Raw genomic sequence first — 19,171 nt, 5'->3', positions numbered from 1 at the left:
CCTGTTTTGTTTTACACAACATACATCGCAATAACTGGATACGAACCCCTACCTTGGGAATAATAACGATACTTATTAGGCCAAGAAGGGAGTGAATACGTATGCAATCGGACCGCCTTACATCAAATAACACACGAGTGATACAAGAGCAGCTGTCTAACAGCTCGGACTTTCAAACGCATGATTTGACCGCTGGCAACCGACATTTCCGTCTGTATTATCTTAATACGATGATCGAGTACGCCATTGTACAGGAACATATTATTCGCCCCTTATTGGTCCATACCGATGTTGACATCCGAGAGGCGGTATCGGTCCTTCATGCAAGCGAAACGGAGCTGTTGACGGATGCAATAACGGCAGTAATTGAAGGGAAGACGGTCGTCCAGATTGAAGGGGAGACCACTCTCTATATCTATGGCACCGCACTGAATAAGGAGCGCTCGATTAACGTGCCGGTTAATGAGCGGGTATTACGCGGTTCGAATGAAGCGTTAATCGAGAATTTGGAAACAAATCTGAATCTGATGCGGAAGCTGATAGCTACGCCAGATCTTGTTGTAAAGTATTATCATCTTGGCCGCAGGTCGAATACGAAGATCGCTATCCTTTATTTGAATTCGATTGTGAATGAGCAAATTGTGCAGGAGCTGGATCGTCGGATGAACAGCATTGACATCGATTATGTTGAAGCACCTGGCTTCATTCAAGAGTTGGTGGAGGAGAAGTCGTTCTCGTTATTTCCGCAAATGCTTGTCACAGAGAGGCCAGATCGTGTTCGTTCTTATTTAATGGACGGAAAGGTCGCCATTCTGACGAGTGGCTCACCGGACAGCCTTATTCTGCCCGTATCGTTCTGGGCGTTCTTCCAAAGCCCTGACGATTATCAGATTAACTGGCTGCTGGGCAGTACCTTTCGGATCTTGCGTGTATTCTGCTTTATTATTGCCATTAGCCTGCCAGGAGCTTATGTAGCAATGGTCACGTTTGACCCGCGAATTCTGCCCTTCGAGATTGCGCTCACGCTGCAGAGCTCCATGCAATTCATTGCTTTTCCAGCAGTGCTTGAGGCGATATCGATGCTGCTCATCCTAGAGATCTTAAGGGAAGCCACCATTCGCTTGCCGAGTCCGATCGGACAAACGATCGGCGTCGTTGGCGGTATTGTGATCGGCACCGTCGTCGTGCAGTCGAACCTGGTATCGAATACGATGGTCGTTGTTGTTGCGTTCACCGGACTAGCCTCGTTCATTATCCCTTCATATGAGATGAGCAGCGCAGCGCGCTTGCTGCCTTATCCGTTCATCTTTATGTCGGCCATCCTTGGGCTTATCGGCTTAGAGTTCGCTTACTTGTTCGTTCTTGCTCATTTGTCTCGTTTGCATATGATGGGGGTTCCGTATTTCTACAGCGGGTTAAATGCAGGATCCATAAGAGATACCTTATTCCGAGCGCCGCTCTGGCGATTGAAGACTCGGGCGAAAGAGAGTTTAACACGCAATAAGGTGAGAATTCGCAACCCAAGGGGCTGGGAAAAATGATTCATCTGAAGCAGTTATCTACGCAGCAGCTTCTATGCCTTGTGCTCCTGACGCAGGTTGGCGTGCATGTGCTGTCCATTCCGTTTCATGAATCGCGCCATGCCGGGTATGATGCTTGGATGTCGATATTATTGGGAGGGATCATCGCGCAAGCGGTAATCCTGATCATTTATTGGCTCGGAAAGCGGTACGCCGACCAATCGCTTCCGCAATATATGACATCGCTGCTAGGAAAACCAGTTGGCGTCGTAATGAATGTATTGCTTGCTGTCTACTGCGCTGAATCATCTTTACTTGTCGCGGTTTCCTATACCGATGTCATTGAACGGTGGCTGCTTATTACTACGCCTTGGTATGTCATATTAGGTTTATCGTTTGCGATCGCAGCTTACATAGCTTCATCCTCGCTGCGATCGTTAGCTGTCGTTACACAAGCGATCATGTTCATGTTTCTTATATCCGTAGCGATCGTATTAGTTAGCGGTTTAGGACATGGAGACTACCGCCATCTTCTTCCGATCGGCACGCACGGCCTCGGAACGATCATAAGAGATTCGCTGCCGGCATTGTGGCTGTATGCAGGATATGAGCTGCTGTTGTACGTTTTTCCATCCATTAAATACCGTAAGCAGAGAGATATCATTATCGCAATGTCGGTTGCCAATGGTCTTGCGACTCTGTTTTATGTCCTTATTTCACTGGTCGTGATGTACAAATTCAGTGAAAGCCAGTTGAATTCGATAGCAGAACCGTTGGTCTACATTTTACGGCAGTTTTACTGGCCAGTCGTTCAAAGCTTAGATATCTTGTTCATGACGATATGGCTTTCCGTTATCTCGGTTACCGTCTATATGTACTTGTTTCTATCCGCCCGATATCTCGCTTTTGTGTCGCGACGCGAGATTCGTAAGCATTCGCTGCTCGTGTGGATAATAGCAGGGATCTGCTTCTTGGTAGGCTTATTAGGTGAAGATAGGGAGCGAGTTTTGAAGTTCACCGTGTACCATAATTATGCCACCGGCATTATAGTCGTGATCCTGCCTATACTGCTCTTATTGGTCTCTCTCGTACGGGAAAAAGGCGGGTTTGCCAAATGAGAAGGGCGGCGGCGAGCGTTACCATCGTTACCATCTTACTGCTGCTTACAGGCTGTTGGGATAGACTACCGCTTCGGGATTTGCAGATGATCGATGTCATTGGCATTGATCAGGATGAGAAGGAACAAGGTGTTACCGTTGATCTTATTGTTACATCGCTTAAAGGGGCAGGCAAGGGGCAAGGGGAACCCATTGCGGAACGGACGACATTGAAGGGCCCGAGCGTCATTGAAGCAGTAGGCAAAACGGAATATATGGATCAAGGGCCATTCCTCGCCGTGAATACGCGTGCCTTTCTAATGAGCGAATCTTTCGCATCCGATAAGCCGGTAGAGGAATTCAAATTTCTGCTGCATGCGCCTTACACGTCCATCAATACGCCGGTTATTGTATACGCCGGTAAGATGGTCGAGTTGGTTAACAATAAGTCGAGCAATCGGCAAGCGCCAATTGAGAAGCTTCATAACTTCATCAAGAGCCTGAACTCCAATGGTGTGATCAACAATATTTCGATGCACGAATTTATCTCTTCGGCAGATGAGCCGCTTGAAGATTACCCGCTCCCGGTTGTACGTTATCACGAGTCGAAGTTCCAGATTGAAGGCGCTATGTTGTTCCATTCCGGACGCTATGCGGGTAAGCAAATTACGAATGAGCAGCTTCGAATGCTCATGTTCATGTTAGGGGTTGATCAGGGCAGGCAGCGAATTACCGGGAGCGTGTCCGATAGTAAAAGCGGCCTTCAGGATATCACTTATGGATTTTCGGTCAAAAATGTTCGAAGAAGCGTGCATACGCAGAAGGGGACCGATCGACTGCCGATGGTGACAATTCGTGTGAGGCTGAATATCAACGTTTTCGATATTGGTGATAACATCGATACGTTGAAACCGAATTATGCGGTGGTAATGGAGAAGCTGCTCGGCAAGCAATTCGAGCAAGAAGCTGCAGGGATGATTCGAACGGCACAGCAAGCGAACTGCGATGTGCTTGGTATTGGTAAGCATATTAAAGCTTTTCATCCTAAGCTGTGGAAATCGCTCGACTGGCGCAAGGACTATCCGAATATTACAATCGCACCTAAATTTGATATTCAAATTTTGAACACCGACGGATTTGAGCAATTTCAATAGAAGAGGAGCGGGCGCCTGAGGGCGTCGCTCCTCTTTGTGTTCGAACCATTCAGATGGTCATACGAACTTCTCGCCAGCGAGAAGCTTCTGCGCCACGATGTAGCCGGAACCACCGTTAATGCCATGGCCAGGCCACGTGGCAGCGCCAAGCATATACAGATTCGGAATCGATGTCTGATGGCTCGGCTGTGCAGGAAGGGGGCGGAATAGGTAGCTTTGCGCCAAATCATGCGCGCCCCCGTATGGGTCCCCTGGACCCGAGTTCAGATTGTAACGAGCGATCGTATCAGGTGTAACAACGTATTGGCCAATAATGGCGCTTGGAATGTTCGGAATATGCTTGGAGACGACGGAGATAACCCGTTCGGTGAATCGTTCAGTCAACTCCGGCGTCCACGTTCCGTCCCCGACGTTGATCGTTCCAGCCGCGTCTCCACGTGGCCGACACGGCACCTCCAGCACTTGCAGACGCATGATTGCTTTACCGGCAGGCGCCCTTGTCGGGTCCAGATTCGTCGAGCAGTCGACCGTAAACGTCGGCTTCGCAGGCAGCAGATCGGACATGCCTTGAGCGATCGCTTGCGTGAAGCCGTCAAGACCGTCCGTCAGATGCGGTTGACCGACTTGATTGAAGCGGGCATCCGGCCATTGTGGCGGTTCGCTTAGTGCAAGATGAATTTGTACGCAGCCTCGGCCATAACGGAAATGCTTCGCTTGATTCGTTATCTCAGCAGGAACCGGCTCATCCGCCAGCAGTTTAAGATAGAGCTGATCAGGTCCCGTGGAAGCAATAACAGCATGTCTCGCGTGGTATTCTTCGCCTTCGGCCGTACGGACAGCAACCGCTTTGCCATTCTTAACGACAATCCGCTCAGCCTGCGTACCCGTAATGAATGTACCGCCTTGATCCTGTACGAGCTGAGTTAGTGAAGAGGCGAGCATCTCAGCTCCTCCTTCCGGTATCGGCATGCCGCCTCCCATTAACGCCATTGCTGTGAGGGGAACCCAGACGCCGCTTCCGACTTCATCCGGTGTACGGCCCAGATGTGTGACCCATGAAGCGAGCATCGCGCGGGTGACGGGTGACTTCAGTTCGCTGACCGCTTGACGTGCAGTCGAGAACAGGTAGGCCGAGAATGCGGAGAGAGCCGCGTTGCGGCCGGCTGGAACGTGACCGTTATGGTTGTTCGCGTGCAGCAGGTTGCCGATAATCGCAGAGGCGCGTGCAATGGTCAAGTCGAGATTGAACAGCTCGAATACATCCCCTGCATACGGAGCGAAAGCTTCGAATATTCGGCCTAACGCGGCGCCATCACCAGGCGCCAGACGTTCTGCTTCTGCAGCCAGCGCTTCGCCTGAGCGAGGAAATACAGCGGTTTCGCCAGATTCCATAGATACGCCGGTAGGAAGATCGGTATTGATGTACCGAAGGCCGCGAGCCTCAAGCGCTTCCTTGAAATCGGCATAAGCCGGACCCGTTAAGAACAACGGATGAGCCGCTGCGTATACATCATGTTTGAAACCAGGTAATGTAAGCTCCTCTGTCCGCAAAAAACCGCCGGGCCGATCATTGCGCTCCAGAAGCAAAACGCTTCTTCCTGCGCGTGTCAAATAAGCCGCAGCAACGAGGGCGTTATGTCCGCTTCCGATCATAATGTAATCGTATTGCTTCAACTTTATTTCCTCCCCTCATGGACTAGTTACTGATCAATCTCAGTGTACTGCAACGGTGCGGCGAACGATGGCGCATCCTGTCGTGCATCCCTCTTAAATAAAAGGGGTTCCATTGATTCCCGGAGACGTGTCTGTTACACTTCACGATTATAGAAGTTAATTAAAATTTAATACTATGTTCACCCGTAATTTAGATGATAGTCTTATGCTGTTTATAAGAAAATGGTTGAATTAGTCGCTGAAGGAGAATGTCCGGCATGTCCATTCGTATGAAGCTGCTCCTGTCTTACGCGGCGATGCTCGTCATACCGCTAATCTCGATGATCCTTTTGTCGCTGCTGATGGTCGTGTTCTTCCGGGGCGATTTGCAAAATATGAAGGGCTTGTACGAAACGACCGAGCAGCGATTCGATCGAGAAAACACGGAACATATCATTAAGGAAGTGTCGCGATCGGTGAAACGCCAGCCCGAGCTGCTGCTCGACCGCAGCTACCTTGAAGAGATCACGGCAGAGCTTCGAGACGAGGATGCCGGAATTGCCGTGCGAATCGGAGATGCTATCATTTATGAATCGGGCAGCATCGAGAAGGCATCAGATCTGACTGCAGCATTGCCTCCTTATGCGAAGAAGGATGATTACAGCTTATATCCGCTTATGAAGGTCGACAATGCGAGCTATTCGCTTGTCCAGTTTGATTTCAGTTATCGGAATAACGAGCAGGGGACGTTGTTCGTCATCTCGAAAGTCGATCCGCTAACATTTTATATTCGCAAATACTTACCAACCTTGTTCATTGCACTTATTTGTGTACTTGTGCTGACGCATGTGCTGTTAACCGCCTATATGTCGAAGAAAATCATCCGGCCGCTTCGGTCGCTTCGTGATGCTGCACGTCAGATCAAGGAAGGGAACCTGGACTTTCAACTGCAGATCGGTTCCAAAGACGAGATCGGACAACTAGGCATCGCATTCGAGGAGATGAGGTCCCGTCTTCAGCATTCGCTTCAGCTGCAAGCGCAATATGAAGCGAACCGCAAGGAGCTGATCGCGAGCATCTCGCATGATCTGCGAACACCGCTCACAGCCATACAAGGTTACGTGGATGGCATAATGGACGGCGTCGCGGATACGCCCGAGAAGAGTCGCAAATATATGCAGACGATTGCTGGCAAAGCCGAAGAGATGGATCATTTGATTCAAGAATTGTTCTTGTATTCGAAGCTGGATTTGAATCGGCAGCCTTATCATTTTGAACGCGTTAAACTGCTTCCGTTATTAGAGGATTGGTCGGAGGAGCTGCAGTTTGAACTAGAGAAGCGGGGCATCGCATTCGATAGCGATATTCGGCTCGACACAGATGCAGTCGTAATGCTCGATATGGATCACTTCAAGCGTGTATTGAACAACATAATTCAGAACAGTGTCCGGTATATGGATAAGCCGGTGCCCCAAATTCGATTCTTAGCTTATAGCAGAGCAGGGAAGGCGTTATTAGAGATAACGGATAATGGGATTGGGATTGATCCGCATGCGCTCGAACATATATTCGAACGATTCTACCGGGCGGATGAGTCACGCAATGCACACACAGGAGGCAGCGGCTTGGGGCTTGCCATCGCCAAGCAGATTATGGAGGGGCATGGAGGAACAATCGCAGCGACAAGCAGACTGACTGAAGGAACGGTTATTAAGCTGAGCCTTCCCATAACGATAGATGAGGGAATGATGGACGATGAAGAAGGTTCTGCTCATTGAAGACGATTTGTCGATATCTGAGCTGCAACGGGATTATTTGGAGATCAATGGTTATCAGGTCGATATCGCACAGGACGGTGAAATCGGGCTCCAGATGAGCCTGTCGACGCAGTATGACCTTATTATTCTGGATCTCATGCTGCCGAAGCTTAATGGTTTCGAGGTATGCCGCAAAATTAGGGAGAAGAAGAACATTCCCATTCTGATCGTATCCTCTCGACGTGAGGACATCGACCTCATTCGCGGCCTCGGCCTTGGCGCCGATGATTATATAACGAAGCCGTTTAAGCCTGGGGAGCTGGTGGCTCGAGTGAAGGCGCACATTACTAGATATGAGCGGCTCGTCGGTTCGGCAGAGACGAAGAACGACATTCATATTCGCGGTCTTCATATCGATCCGGATACGCGCAAGGTGTTCGTGAATGAGACGGAAGTCGTGCTCACGACGAAGGAATTCGATCTGCTCTATTTTCTAGCGAAGCATCCGGACCGGGTATTCAGCAAGGATCATCTGTTCGAGAAAATATGGGGAATTGATGCGATGGGCGATGTACAGACCGTAACGGTTCATATTCGGAAAATCCGCGAGAAAATCGAGAAGGATTCAGCGAATCCAGCCTATATCGAGACGGTATGGGGAACGGGTTACCGCTGTAAAGGATAAGAAGAAAGTCTGGCGATTCAAGCCAGACTTTCTTTTTTTGTGCCCGATGGGCAGTTAAGAAAATGTTAATAAAGGGTTCACGATTCGTTTAGGAATGGTCCTTATAGTAGGTAACAGTTGAGTACACAAGCTTCTAATCGTACAAAGGAGAGTTAGCAAATCATGCACAATGTAGCGAATGCAGTGATCCAAGGCATTGTTGAAGGATTGACGGAGTTTCTGCCTGTCTCCTCGACCGGCCACCTTATCTTGAGCGGCAAACTGCTCGGATTTACTGGCGATAAAGCGGATACGTTCGAGATTATTATTCAGCTTGGCGCTATTCTGGCTGTTGCCGTCATCTACTGGAGGAGGATATTGAGTCTGCTTGGTGTGGTGAATCTCGATTCTGGTGGTGCAGCTAATGGACAACCCGCACAGCGGCTTAATCTGCTTCACCTGATTCTCGCTTGTTTCCCGGCGATGGCGTTAGGATTAATCCTTCATTCCTTTATCAAAGATTACTTGTTCTCGCCATACACCGTACTAATCGGTCTAGTGGCAGGCGGTATCTTCATGTTGATCGGCCAGCGGCGGCAGGCACATGTACAAGCTGAAGCGATCGACCAATTAACGTATAAGCAGGCGCTGCAGATTGGTCTCTATCAATGTCTGGCGTTGTGGCCGGGCTTCTCCCGCTCCGGAGCGACGATTGCTGGCGGCTTGCTGTCCGGTGCCGGGTATCGGGCTGCTACGAATTTCTCTTTCCTAATCGCCATTCCGATGATGGTGGCAGCAAGCGGCTACGAGCTTCTGAAGAGTTATGATACGTTAACTTCCTCCGATTTAAGCTGGTTTGCCATCGGGTTTGTCGTTGCATTCGTGGTTGCGCTTATTGCAGTCATTACATTCTTGAAGCTGTTAGAGCGTTTCAAGCTGGCGCCGTTCGCTTATTATCGATTCATATTGGCAGCCATATTCCTCATCTACTTGATGTTCAAATAAAATGAGGCGGTGCGCCAATGTGTGATAAGCCGAAAATACTGATCATCTATGCCAAGTATGGTGAAGGTCACTATCAGGTTGCCCGAACGATGAAAGATCGGTTGGAACACACCGGACAGTTCGAAGTTTCGATGCTGGATGTGTTCGCGATGGCGCACCCGCTGTGGAATGCATGGACCCGATGGGCTTTTCACCAAGGCTCGATCTATTGTCCGAAACTGTATGGATGGATCTATCATTATACGAATAGGATCGACGCTGAGGGGCGGCTGAACCGTTGGATTCGTTTGATGGGCATGGAGAGAATTAAAGCGATTGTATTGCAAGAAAATCCTGATCTGGTGCTTCATACGTTTCCATTTCTCGCTGCTGCAGAGATGGATGCCGTGGTTATGGGGGAATGGGCGAGCATGACGATTGTTACCGATTATGTTATGCATAAGCGATGGCTTCACCCCAACACGGACCGATATTTTGTAGCGAGTGAGGAAATGAAAGCTTGGATGCTGGCGCAGGGCGTTCCCGCTCACCGCATCAACGTTAGTGGCATCCCGATCCGTGCTTCGTTTCTTCGCAAAGTATCTGCAGCGAAAGTGTATCGGAAATATGGGCTTAAGGAAGACAAGCCGATCATCCTCATGATGGCAGGTGCCAATGGTGTATTCACGAAGGTGAGTGAAGATATCCATCACCTTGTTGCTCATCATTCTGGGGAAATCGTAATCGTATGCGGTCATAATAATTCGCTTTATCATTCATTGAGGAAGCAATTCAAGCATACAGCGCAGGTTCACGTTGTTGGATTCGTAGAATCCATTGAAGAGCTGATGGCAGTGTCCTCTTGTCTTGTGACGAAAGCAGGCGGCATTACATTAGCAGAGGCGAGAGCAATGGGACTGCCCGTCATCGTATACCGACCGCTTCCTGGACAAGAGCAAGGCAATGCTGATTATTGGCATAGTCGAGGATTTGTTCGAATTATTAAGGACCGTACGGGGCTGCATGAGGCCGTTCAACAAGCAATATCGTGGAAAGCTAACAAGAGGGAAGATTTCGCACAAGAAAGACGTTCGGAGGAACTGCATGCAGCCGATATTGTGGTACAGGAAATCAGTCAATTTATGACGACTTTCGCTAGAAAGACAGTTAGCCCGATGATTAGTAGCAGGTTATTAGTTGATAATTAATGGAACTAGGCCAGCTATAGTGGAAAAAACTGTTGCATCACTCGTCGGATGGATACTAGAATAGATGCGTCTGTTGTTAATGAAACTTCATATTCGAGTATAAGGGAGATGCAGTCATACATGAAATTGATTGACCTTAGCGTACCGATTAGTCCGAACATCCGTGAGCCGCTGCCTGCGCGTATTGAATATGCCAGTCATGAGGACGGCGCGAAACAAGCTGCTGCTATACTCGGCTTGAACCCAACCGATTTCCCAGAAGGAAAGGCGTGGGCGACAGAGACGGTTACGTTGAACACACATGCAGGTACGCATGTTGATGCGCCTTGGCATTATTGGCCGACATCAGAAGGAAAGCCGGCTAGAACGATCGACGAGCTGCCGTTGGAATGGTTTTATTCCGATGGCGTTGTTCTTGATTTCAGCAGCAAACCGCCAGGTTACGAGATTACGACAGAGGATCTGATACAAGAGTTGGATCGAATCGGTTACACGTTGAAACCATTCGATATTGTCCTTATTCGCAGTGACGCAGACAAGCGGCTTTATCACGAGCATTATGCATTCTTGCACGCAGGGGTTACTGCGGAGGCAACGGTATGGCTGTTGGATCAGGGAATCAAAGTAGTCGGAACGGACGGCTGGGGATGGGATATCCCGCTGAATCTACAGGCCGAAGCGTTCAAGAAGGAACCGAAGGAGGGCGTCCTGTGGGCTGCGCATTATGTAGGCAAAGATCGTGAATACTGTCAGATCGAGAAGCTGGCGAACCTCGATCAACTGCCGCAGCCCTTTGGGTTCAAAATCAGCTGCTTCCCGGTCAAAGTGGAAAAGGCGAGCGGAGGTTGGGCACGTCCGGTTGCGATTTTTGAGTAAGAGGAATGTAGAGACAGGTGAACCAAGCCGCGGTTTTCGCGGCTTTTTTCTATGTCATGAATCGGTGCGGCATGTGATACACATAGGTTAAAGATGAGTGATGTAACAGGCGATAGGGGGACATGCGATAATGACGATTACGGTGAATGGCGCATGGAGTTTCGTCTCAGCTCCGAATTTGCACCCGATGCAAGTAACGATCAAAGTTAAGAAACCTGGAACGGCGCCAGGGTTTATATTCGTCGCACCTTACACTTTCTTTGGGGTAGAACTGATAGGCCAGACAGGGTCGCTGATTATGGATCAGGCAGGCAATCCGATATGGTTCAGACCGCTGCCGAATCGATTCATCCAGAATACGGATTTCCGCATGCAGCTGTATCAAGACAAACCTGTTCTAACGATGTGGGAAGGGACCATCTCCGGAACGCAATCGGCGAATCCGAATTTGCCGTATGGCGATGCGGAGCCCGGCGCGCGTCATCTGATATTCGATCAACACTATCGGTTAGTGCATACGGTAATGGCTCAGAACGGCTATACGTCCGACTTGCATGAGTTTACGATTACGAGAAGGAATACCGCTCTGTTGATTGGAGTAAAACAGGTGCCAGGTGACCTGACGCCATACGGCGGACCGGCCAATGGATTTTTCGATAATCATTCGATTCAAGAGATCGATCTTCAGACAGGGGAGCTGATCTTCTTCTGGGATGTTCTCGCGCATGTCAATCCAGCCGATTCGATGGTGCCAGCCTCGTCCGCCGAAAGCTCGAACGGAATATGGGATTGCTTCCATGTCAATTCGATCGAGGAAGGGCCTAACGATACGCTGCTCGTCAGTATGCGCCATATGTGGGCGATCTACAACATCGACAAGAAGACGGGGAATATCATCTGGCAGCTTGGCGGCAAGCGCAGCAGCTTCACGCTAGGTCCGAATGCCTCTTTCTCTTGGCAGCATGATGCACGCTACCGCTCCGGCGACCGCATCAGTTTATTCGATAATGCATACAGCGGGATGCCAGGTTTTCCTCCTCAGAGCCAAGCACACGGATTGATCTTAAAACTTGATATGGAGAAAATGACGGCGGTCGCTGATCGCACCTATTATCATGATCCAGCTCTGTTCGTCATCAGCCAAGGCAACATGCAGCAGCTCCCGAATGGGAACAAGTTCGTCGGGTGGGGGCAGGATCCATACTTATCGGAGTTTGCCGAACCTGGTAATACGCCGGACGATCCAGCCGTGAATTTACTCTATGAAGTGCAATATTCGAACCAGAATTTATCCTATCGCACATTCAAGAAAGAGTGGGTCGGTCTTCCGCTTAACCCACCTAATCTAGTTGTCCATATATCGGATGAAGTCGCTTCGTTATTCGTATCGTGGAACGGCTCGACAGAAACCGTCGCTTGGAAGGTACTGGCCGGTACAGCATTGGATTGTCTTCAAGTTATTGTCGATCATGCAGCACAAACGGGATTCGAAACGGAAATAACGGTCTTCTCCGAAGGGCCTTTCTTTCAAGTGAAAGCACTGGATCGGACCGGGCATGTGATTGGAACTTCGCTCGTCGTGAAAGGCGAGCATGACGATGACGAATAGCAAGAACGGAGTTGCTGTAATAGGCGGCAACAACGCACGAAAAGGGTCCGATGTGGCGTTCACATATAGGACCCTTTTTCATTCGCGCTGCTTATCGCTTCTGATTCAAGGCGAACAAGTAATTGTATTTGGCTGCATGTTTTTGTTCGTCCAGTATAATGCCGAGCAGCGTATTCTGATATACGCCAGCGGGAAGACCGGACCAGATCGACCGATACTTCTCTACGGCAGACAGTTCACCGAAGAGAGCCGACACGATGCCGTCCAAGTAGGAGACCGGTTTCTGGAAAGGAACTTCAGGTGATGGTCCAATCTCCTGACCCGTTAATTCCTTATACATGCTTCTGAACATTTGATTGTGACCGCGCTCATCGTCTCGAATCGAAGCAATGATATTGCGCTGCATCTGATCGGGCGCGAGTCGAATCAACTCTTCATAGAACAGCTCATCATGGCGTTCACCTTGCACAGCACTGCGAATCATCGCCAGCGCTTGCTGGAAAGTCGTTTGCCATATTGGCTGGAAAGACTGCCGATAAGCGGTTGAGTAACCCCAATACATCATTCATTTCCTCCCATACATCAGCTAGGTGCTAACCTATTTCTATGCATGTGCCGTCGTCCGAGTGCAGCTTAATCTTACCTACAGAATCAGTTAAGAAAAAATAAATAAATGGATGCTATTCTTTCAATAAGGTGTAACCAATAACGAAGGAGGAAGAGGATTGTGAACGAAATTACGAGTCACCTGCATCCAATACTGGTTCATTTTCCGATCGCACTTATTACGGCAGGCGTGATTTACGATTTAATACTGGCTTTTTCACGCAAACAGCTTCCATTAAGACAAGGTCTGTGGATTTGGATGACGGCGGCATGTGCCGCATGGTTGTCTGTGGCGACCGGTCCGGAGGATGATTCAAGAGGCAATACAACGTATTTGGATATTCATAGTACGCTTGCCGATGTAACCGCCTGGGTCGTTACACTGCTTGTGATTGCGAGATTATACATGTTGTTCCGCGGAAGAGATAAACTTGTACGCGCAGCATTAGCTATTTATTTGGTTGTAGCGATCGCAGCATGTGGCTTAGTGCTTGGCACGGGCTATTACGGCGGCAAAATGGTGTATGATAACGGAATTGGCGTTAAAGTGAATGGAATCGAAGTCAATCCGCCGATAAAAAAGGACAATTAGCCGTTTACGTGTGCGTGGACAGCTTAACTGGGCCGGCGCGAGATGTCGTTACCCGTTACAACGGGCTGCCGCCATTCGAATTGGAACTTGTGGGTGGACAAGAATATGGCATCAGCCTCAGCCAAATTCAAACGGTGGGGGTTCTGAACGAAGAGCAGTCGAATTCGATTCGGCTGCTCTTTGTTGATACCATTTATATGCTTTTCTTCTCCAGATAAATTAGGCTAAAATGGGATGTAATCACACGTTCGTGAAAGATGTGATAGCCTAGCTTCTCATATAAAGCAATATTACGAACACTCTTAAAGCCCGTGAATAATTCATAACGGGTTTTCGGGTACAATTCGCTCCGATAAGCGATTTTTTGTAAAGCTAATATGAGCGGAGCATCTGTCTTCAAGGCTTATGAAATGGTAATCTCCATTAGAACACATTCCTCCTTAGCCAATCTAACTGTGTTACCTATTTGCCTCATGTCATTACAATTCCATGCATGACCAAGTTATCCTGCAGCAATTGCAACGGAATAGTCGGTCGTCTCGACCTGTTGCCTGATAATCTATGGATGAGAGCTGTGATTACATTCATACGAGGTGAAGCAATGGTCTGGTTTAATGAATCCAAGAAACCTAAGCTCATGATACTTGGTACATTTCACATGGGTCCGACAAACGATCTCTTCAGCCATCAGCTGCAAGATATCTTAACGGACAAACGGCAACAAGAAATATCGGAAGTAGTCGAGCGAATGAAGCGATATCGTCCGACTAAGCTGGCACTTGAGGTCGAGACGAGAAACAGCGAGATAATTAATGGACAGTATGAGCAGTACCTAGCTGGGAGCTGCGAACTACGAGTGAATGAAATTTACCAGGTGGGCTTCCGGATTGCTTCAGAGCTAATGCATAGGAAGGTCTATTGTATTGATTGGATGGAGCAGGGAGCAAGTACGAGGGGGTCAGGAGATGTCTACGAATGGGCCAAGGAGCATCAGCCAGAGCTGTTCGAGTCAATATTCGGCTGGCTGCATCGTACCTATTCGAATGAAGACGAAGGTTCCTATCGAACCATACTAGATATGTACCGTGAATGTAATGAGCCATTCCAAGTTAAACAGCATCATATGATGTATGTCAACATGGCACGCATCGGGGATTGGGATCAATACATAGGGATGGAATGGCTGATCTGGTGGTACCAACGAAACTTGATTTTGTTCTCTAATCTTGCTCGAATCGTTGATTCCAGCGATGACCGAGTTTTGCTGATCGTCGGTAGCGCACATGTTCAGATAGTATCCCAGTTTATCGAAGAAAGTGGATTGTTTGAACTGGAGTTGGCCTACGATTACTTGCAATAAATAAAAGAATTTGTAACAAATGGCTGGGGTCGAGGCCGATAGCCATTCTAACTTAATGGAGGGCATAGCATGAATACGCTGAACCAGTTGAACAATGCACTCGCATTCATTGAGCAGAACTTGGAATATGAAGTGGACGAGAATGAAATTGCAAGACGAGCGTATTGTTCGGTGTACCACTTTAAACGCATGTTCTCGTTCCTTGCGGGCATTCCGCTGCAGGAATACATTCGCCGAAGGAGGCTCACGCTGGCTGCATTAGAGCTTCAGGATCGTTCACTGAAAGTAATTGATATAGCGGTTAAATACGGCTATCAATCGCCGGATGCTTTTACACGCGCCTTCCAGAGCATGCACGGCATGACGCCATCCGAAGCGCGCGTAAGCAGCCGTTCGCTCAAAGCGTATCCGCCGATGACCTTCCGACTATCGATAGGGGGACGAAATCCTATGAAGTATCGGATTGAACAGAAGGAAGCCTTTCAGTTGATTGGCGTTTCCAATCATGTGGTGCCTGTGCCGGAAGGCGATCATCCAGGCATGCTGCAAGTATGGAGGGATACGGATCAACGGACGTACGACCAGATGCTAGCACTGAATGATGTACAACCGTCGGGGATTCTGCATGTCGATTATCAGGTCGGAGAGCAGGTAGGCAATGAATTTGAATATTTGTTTGGTGTGGCCTCATCTCAGCCTTGTCCGCCTAATTTAACTTCGTTGAAGGTGCCAGCCCACACTTGGGTCGTATTTGAAATTCAGGCTCCCTGGGAGCATGGGACGTGGCACAGCATCTATGGCGAATGGTTCCCGACATCCGGCTATGAGCAGGCGAAGGGGCCGACAATACAAGTTGGCGGAGCAGAAGTAAAGCTTGGCGCGGAGAAGCAAGTGTACACGAAGTGCGATGAGGTTGAGTACTGGGTACCCGTTGTGAAGGTCATGTAGTAGACTTAATTGTCTTAATCAGCAGTACCTAAATCCCCGGATGGGATGCAGGTACTGCTATTTGTATTTATGAAAATGCTAGACCAGTTCTAGCAATATGATTATTATGGATATAATACCAATAATATAATGGATTAAGTGAGGAATCAACGAAATGTCACCAAATTTATGGTTAGCACTCATCATTTTCATTGTCATCAACGGCATTATCATATGGCAAATGGTCGTGGAGATGGAGCCGATGAGCAGACGAGTGCGCAAATGGTTCTTTATTGTAGGTAACGCAATCGCCTTATGTTTGTCCGTTGCAGAGTTTATTTGGATGGAGTTTTAGTTGAATGAAGGAAGTTAACGAAACACTTGGGAGCCGACCAGCTTCTGAGTGTCTTTTTTTTTGATGTGTTTGGAATAGTCAAAGTCGACGAAGCCTAACTCGCGGGCTCTTATGCATAATTACTACATATTGGGAAAAACCTAATGATGCCTTATATATCCAATTGCGGGAAGCGAGGGTGGGCGATGGAGCCAATAAATAATAAAGCAGATTGCAAAGAACAATTCACACCCAATCTTGCCACGAACCATGCCTTGCTTCAGGAAGTCTTGGGCGATAACGCAGATATTATTTTTCATGGCTTCCATACCGGAAATCATTTGTCCGCATTATGTGTATATTGCAGCAGCTTGTGCGATACCGAACGACTTGAGAGACAACTGCTGTCTCCTATGTTGGGGGACGACTTTTCCAGCAAATCTGATGCGGATACAGCTTCATTTAAGTCAGAGGGATATAACTCCTCAGCTTCCAATACAGGTCTACATGTTCCTATGTCTTCCATCCAGAACGTCTGTACGATCGATCAAGCTATTCATGCGATTCTGAACGGACAAGCTCTTCTGCTGCTGGAGGAACAGCCGATAGGCAGAGCTTATTCACTGCCCAAATCAACATCACGTGCAGTTGAAGAGCCTACAGCGGAGTCGACTGTCCGCGGACCTAGAGAAGGGTTTACTGAAAATTTAAGTGTCAACCTTTCTCTCTTACGCAAACGAATGAAAACTCCCTCATTGAAACTCATTTCTTCGACACAAGGGCAGTACACAAACACAGAAATCGTTCTCGCTTATGTTGAGGGTATCATTGATCCTGCATTAATAAAGGAAGTCCAATCAAGATTACGCAAGCTGAAGTTAAAAGGCGTTATGGAAAGCTATTATATCGAAAAAGGGATTGCGGACGCGCAGTACTCACCATTTCCGCAGATGATATCGACAGAACGGCCGGATGTCGTCGCAGCCAACCTTCTTGAGGGGCGCTTTGCGCTCATCATTGATGGAACGCCTTTCAGTCTGGTTGCTCCTGTATCGATTTTCTCGATGCTCCAATCTCCGGAAGATTATTACGAGAACCGATATATGAGTCTGTTTGTTCGATGGTTGAGATACATATTCGCTGTCATTTCCGTTATGCTGCCATCCGCTTATGTAGCTATAACGACTTATCATCAGGAAATGATTCCAACGGTGCTGCTGCTGAGCATCTCTAGAGCAAGGGAAGAGATTCCGTTCCCGGCATTGGTGGAAGCGATGATCATGGAAATCGCATTCGAAGCGCTTAGAGAGGCGGGGGTTCGGCTGCCCAAGCAGGTTGGCGCTGCTGTCAGCATTGTCGGAGCGCTCATTATCGGACAAGCTGCTACTTCGGCAGGTATCGTATCCGCTCCGATGGTGATTATCGTTGCGTTGACCGGGATCGCTTCGTTCATGATCCCCAGGTATGCAGCAGGTATTGTTTCGCGACTACTCAGATTCCCGATCATGATACTGGCAGGCACGCTTGGGCTAGTTGGGATGATGCTTGGCGTCATTGTGATTGTGATCCATCTAAGCAGCCTGCGATCATTTGGCATGTCCTATCTGTCGCCCTTTGCTCCAGCTTCGGCACAAGGGGTTAACAAAGTCCAGCGGTGTCACGACGTGGAGGAACACGTTAATTAGGCAGAGCATTGCAGCTGTGATCAAGGGGAGGAGAAAGTACGCATGTTAACCGATAAGGGACGAATTTCTGAAGTTCAACTGGCCATTCTGCTGCTGCCGACCATACTCGCTACCTCTATCTTATCTGCCCCTAGCATGACCATGCACTATGCCGGGCACGATATGTGGCTTTCGCCGTTGTGGGGATCCACCATAGGTCTTGTTGTTATTGGAATAAGTCTAGGCATTCATCGTTTATACCCGAATAAGACGATAATCCAGTCCAGTCTGCAAATATTGGGATGGTTTCCAGGCAAATTGTTCGGACTCGCATACCTTTTCTACCTGCCGCATCTGACGGGATTGATCATTAGAGAGTATGGCGAGTTTATCGCTAACAACGTTTTGCCGCGCACGCCACTATTCGTGGTGATGGGGACGATGGTCATTGTATGTGCACTTAATGTTCGCCTCGGAATAGAGGTAGTAGGTCGAACCTCACAAATATTCGTTAGCATCATTGTTGCGTTGTTGCTTCTTACTTTTCTCCTGCTAATAAAAGAGCTGAAGCCTCAAGAGTTTCTCCCGTTATTCGAGGACGGACCGCTTCCTTCCATACTCGGCAGCATACCGCCTGCTGCGTGGTTTAGCGAGTATATCGTGATCGCTTTCCTACTGCCTTATGTCAATCGCAAACGCAAAATTGGTAAAGTGATGATTGGCTCTTTGTTGTTTACAACCATCACCATGATCGTCACCAATCTCGTTTGTTTGTTCCTGATTGGCGATTTAACGGACAGCTTTGCTTTTCCGATGTTGATTGCTGCGCGATATATTACGATCGCTGATTTTCTGCAGCATATTGAAGCTGTCATTGTAGCCGTTTGGATTTTCGGTATTTTCGTCAAAATCTCCGTCTTTCTTTACATATTCTCAACAACGACGGCGGAATGGTTTGGTTTAAATGACTATAAGCCGGTTGTTGCACCATTATCATTCTTATGTTTAGCCTATTCCTACTGGGTTGTATCTGGTCATCCAGATATAGCTAAGCTATTGAGCGTCTCTGGGAATCTGTATACCTTAATGTTTCTTTTCGGTTTTCCTGTACTTTTGTACGGCTGTGCCTTGATGAGGAAGCTATTGAAGGGGGGAGGAGGTTAATC

General features: G+C 48.3%; 18 protein-coding genes. 16 read left to right on the top strand and 2 right to left on the bottom strand.

All coding sequences use genetic code 11. The annotated features are described in order from the left end of the window. Nucleotides 1–101: 101 nt before the first annotated feature. Genes H8B09_RS11345 through H8B09_RS11335 form a run of 3 tightly spaced genes read left to right on the top strand, consistent with a single transcriptional unit; the run spans nt 102 to nt 3,771 of the window. Nucleotides 102–1,541 carry a spore germination protein gene (locus H8B09_RS11345; RefSeq protein ID WP_191203597.1) on the top strand — a complete coding sequence of 480 codons (1,440 nt, stop codon included), beginning with the start codon at nt 102–104 and terminating at the stop codon, nt 1,539–1,541. Continuing rightward, nucleotides 1,538–2,638 carry a GerAB/ArcD/ProY family transporter gene (locus H8B09_RS11340; protein ID WP_191203596.1) on the top strand — a complete coding sequence of 367 codons (1,101 nt, stop codon included), beginning with the start codon at nt 1,538–1,540 and terminating at the stop codon, nt 2,636–2,638. Before H8B09_RS11345 ends, H8B09_RS11340 begins: the two co-directional genes overlap by 4 nt. Next, a complete protein-coding gene (locus H8B09_RS11335) occupies nt 2,635–3,771 on the top strand; it encodes a Ger(x)C family spore germination protein (protein WP_191203595.1) in 1,137 nt (378 codons plus the stop codon). Before H8B09_RS11340 ends, H8B09_RS11335 begins: the two co-directional genes overlap by 4 nt. A gap of 57 nt (nt 3,772–3,828) precedes the next feature. Here the strand turns inward: H8B09_RS11335 and H8B09_RS11330 are convergent, their stop codons facing one another. After that, complete coding sequence (locus H8B09_RS11330) at nt 3,829–5,445, bottom strand: phytoene desaturase family protein (RefSeq protein ID WP_191203594.1); 1,617 nt, start codon at nt 5,443–5,445, stop codon at nt 3,829–3,831. A gap of 257 nt (nt 5,446–5,702) precedes the next feature. Between H8B09_RS11330 and H8B09_RS11325 the strand changes: the two genes are divergently transcribed. The 6 genes from H8B09_RS11325 (at nt 5,703) to H8B09_RS11300 (ending at nt 12,522) form a co-directional block, all read left to right on the top strand. Continuing rightward, entirely contained in the window at nt 5,703–7,202 is a 1,500-nt protein-coding gene (locus H8B09_RS11325; RefSeq protein WP_191203593.1) for a sensor histidine kinase, read from the top strand. After that, nucleotides 7,180–7,866 (top strand): response regulator transcription factor, encoded by a 687-nt coding sequence (locus tag H8B09_RS11320; protein ID WP_191203592.1) that lies wholly within the window; start codon nt 7,180–7,182, stop codon nt 7,864–7,866. Before H8B09_RS11325 ends, H8B09_RS11320 begins: the two co-directional genes overlap by 23 nt. 162 nt (nt 7,867–8,028) lie before the next feature. Next, nucleotides 8,029–8,850: an undecaprenyl-diphosphate phosphatase gene (gene bacA, locus H8B09_RS11315; RefSeq protein ID WP_191203591.1), complete on the top strand. Its 822-nt coding sequence runs from the start codon at nt 8,029–8,031 to the stop codon at nt 8,848–8,850. A gap of 17 nt (nt 8,851–8,867) precedes the next feature. Continuing rightward, entirely contained in the window at nt 8,868–10,037 is a 1,170-nt protein-coding gene (locus H8B09_RS11310) for an MGDG synthase family glycosyltransferase (protein ID WP_191203590.1), read from the top strand. Between the two features lie 120 nt (nt 10,038–10,157). Next, nucleotides 10,158–10,913: a cyclase family protein gene (locus tag H8B09_RS11305; RefSeq protein WP_191203589.1), complete on the top strand. Its 756-nt coding sequence runs from the start codon at nt 10,158–10,160 to the stop codon at nt 10,911–10,913. A gap of 130 nt (nt 10,914–11,043) precedes the next feature. Beyond that, a complete protein-coding gene (locus H8B09_RS11300; protein WP_224753469.1) occupies nt 11,044–12,522 on the top strand; it encodes an arylsulfotransferase family protein in 1,479 nt (492 codons plus the stop codon). A gap of 91 nt (nt 12,523–12,613) precedes the next feature. On the opposite strand, the gene H8B09_RS11295 is transcribed toward H8B09_RS11300, so the two are convergent. After that, on the bottom strand, nt 12,614–13,087 hold the full coding sequence (locus H8B09_RS11295; RefSeq protein WP_318152586.1) for a ferritin-like domain-containing protein: 474 nt from the start codon (nt 13,085–13,087) through the stop codon (nt 12,614–12,616). 162 nt (nt 13,088–13,249) lie between these two features. On the opposite strand from H8B09_RS11295, the gene H8B09_RS11290 reads away from it, so the two are divergent. From H8B09_RS11290 to H8B09_RS11260, 7 genes are all read left to right on the top strand, one after another. Then, nucleotides 13,250–13,720 (top strand): DUF2231 domain-containing protein, encoded by a 471-nt coding sequence (locus H8B09_RS11290; protein WP_191203587.1) that lies wholly within the window; start codon nt 13,250–13,252, stop codon nt 13,718–13,720. Between the two features lie 14 nt (nt 13,721–13,734). Then, the gene (locus tag H8B09_RS11285; protein WP_191203586.1) at nt 13,735–13,938 is read left to right on the top strand and encodes a hypothetical protein; all 204 of its coding nucleotides are present in this window, start codon (nt 13,735–13,737) and stop codon (nt 13,936–13,938) included. 383 nt (nt 13,939–14,321) lie between these two features. After that, nucleotides 14,322–15,080, top strand: a complete 759-nt coding sequence (locus tag H8B09_RS11280) for a DUF5694 domain-containing protein (RefSeq protein ID WP_191203585.1) — start codon at nt 14,322–14,324, stop codon at nt 15,078–15,080. Nucleotides 15,081–15,149: 69 nt separating this feature from the next. Next, nucleotides 15,150–16,028: an AraC family transcriptional regulator gene (locus H8B09_RS11275; RefSeq protein WP_191203584.1), complete on the top strand. Its 879-nt coding sequence runs from the start codon at nt 15,150–15,152 to the stop codon at nt 16,026–16,028. A 154-nt stretch (nt 16,029–16,182) separates the two neighbouring features. Next, the gene (locus tag H8B09_RS11270; RefSeq protein ID WP_191203583.1) at nt 16,183–16,362 is read left to right on the top strand and encodes a hypothetical protein; all 180 of its coding nucleotides are present in this window, start codon (nt 16,183–16,185) and stop codon (nt 16,360–16,362) included. A 185-nt stretch (nt 16,363–16,547) separates the two neighbouring features. Then, nucleotides 16,548–18,026: a spore germination protein gene (locus H8B09_RS11265; RefSeq protein ID WP_191203582.1), complete on the top strand. Its 1,479-nt coding sequence runs from the start codon at nt 16,548–16,550 to the stop codon at nt 18,024–18,026. A 42-nt stretch (nt 18,027–18,068) separates the two neighbouring features. Continuing rightward, nucleotides 18,069–19,169, top strand: a complete 1,101-nt coding sequence (locus H8B09_RS11260; protein WP_191203581.1) for a GerAB/ArcD/ProY family transporter — start codon at nt 18,069–18,071, stop codon at nt 19,167–19,169. Nucleotides 19,170–19,171 lie beyond the last annotated feature (2 nt).

It is taken from the genome of Paenibacillus terricola (assembly GCF_014779765.1).
Taxonomy (GTDB): domain Bacteria; phylum Bacillota; class Bacilli; order Paenibacillales; family Paenibacillaceae; genus Paenibacillus_T; species Paenibacillus_T terricola.
The sequence above is the reverse complement of the archived record's forward strand: the minus strand, read 5'-3'. Positions and strand labels throughout refer to the sequence as shown.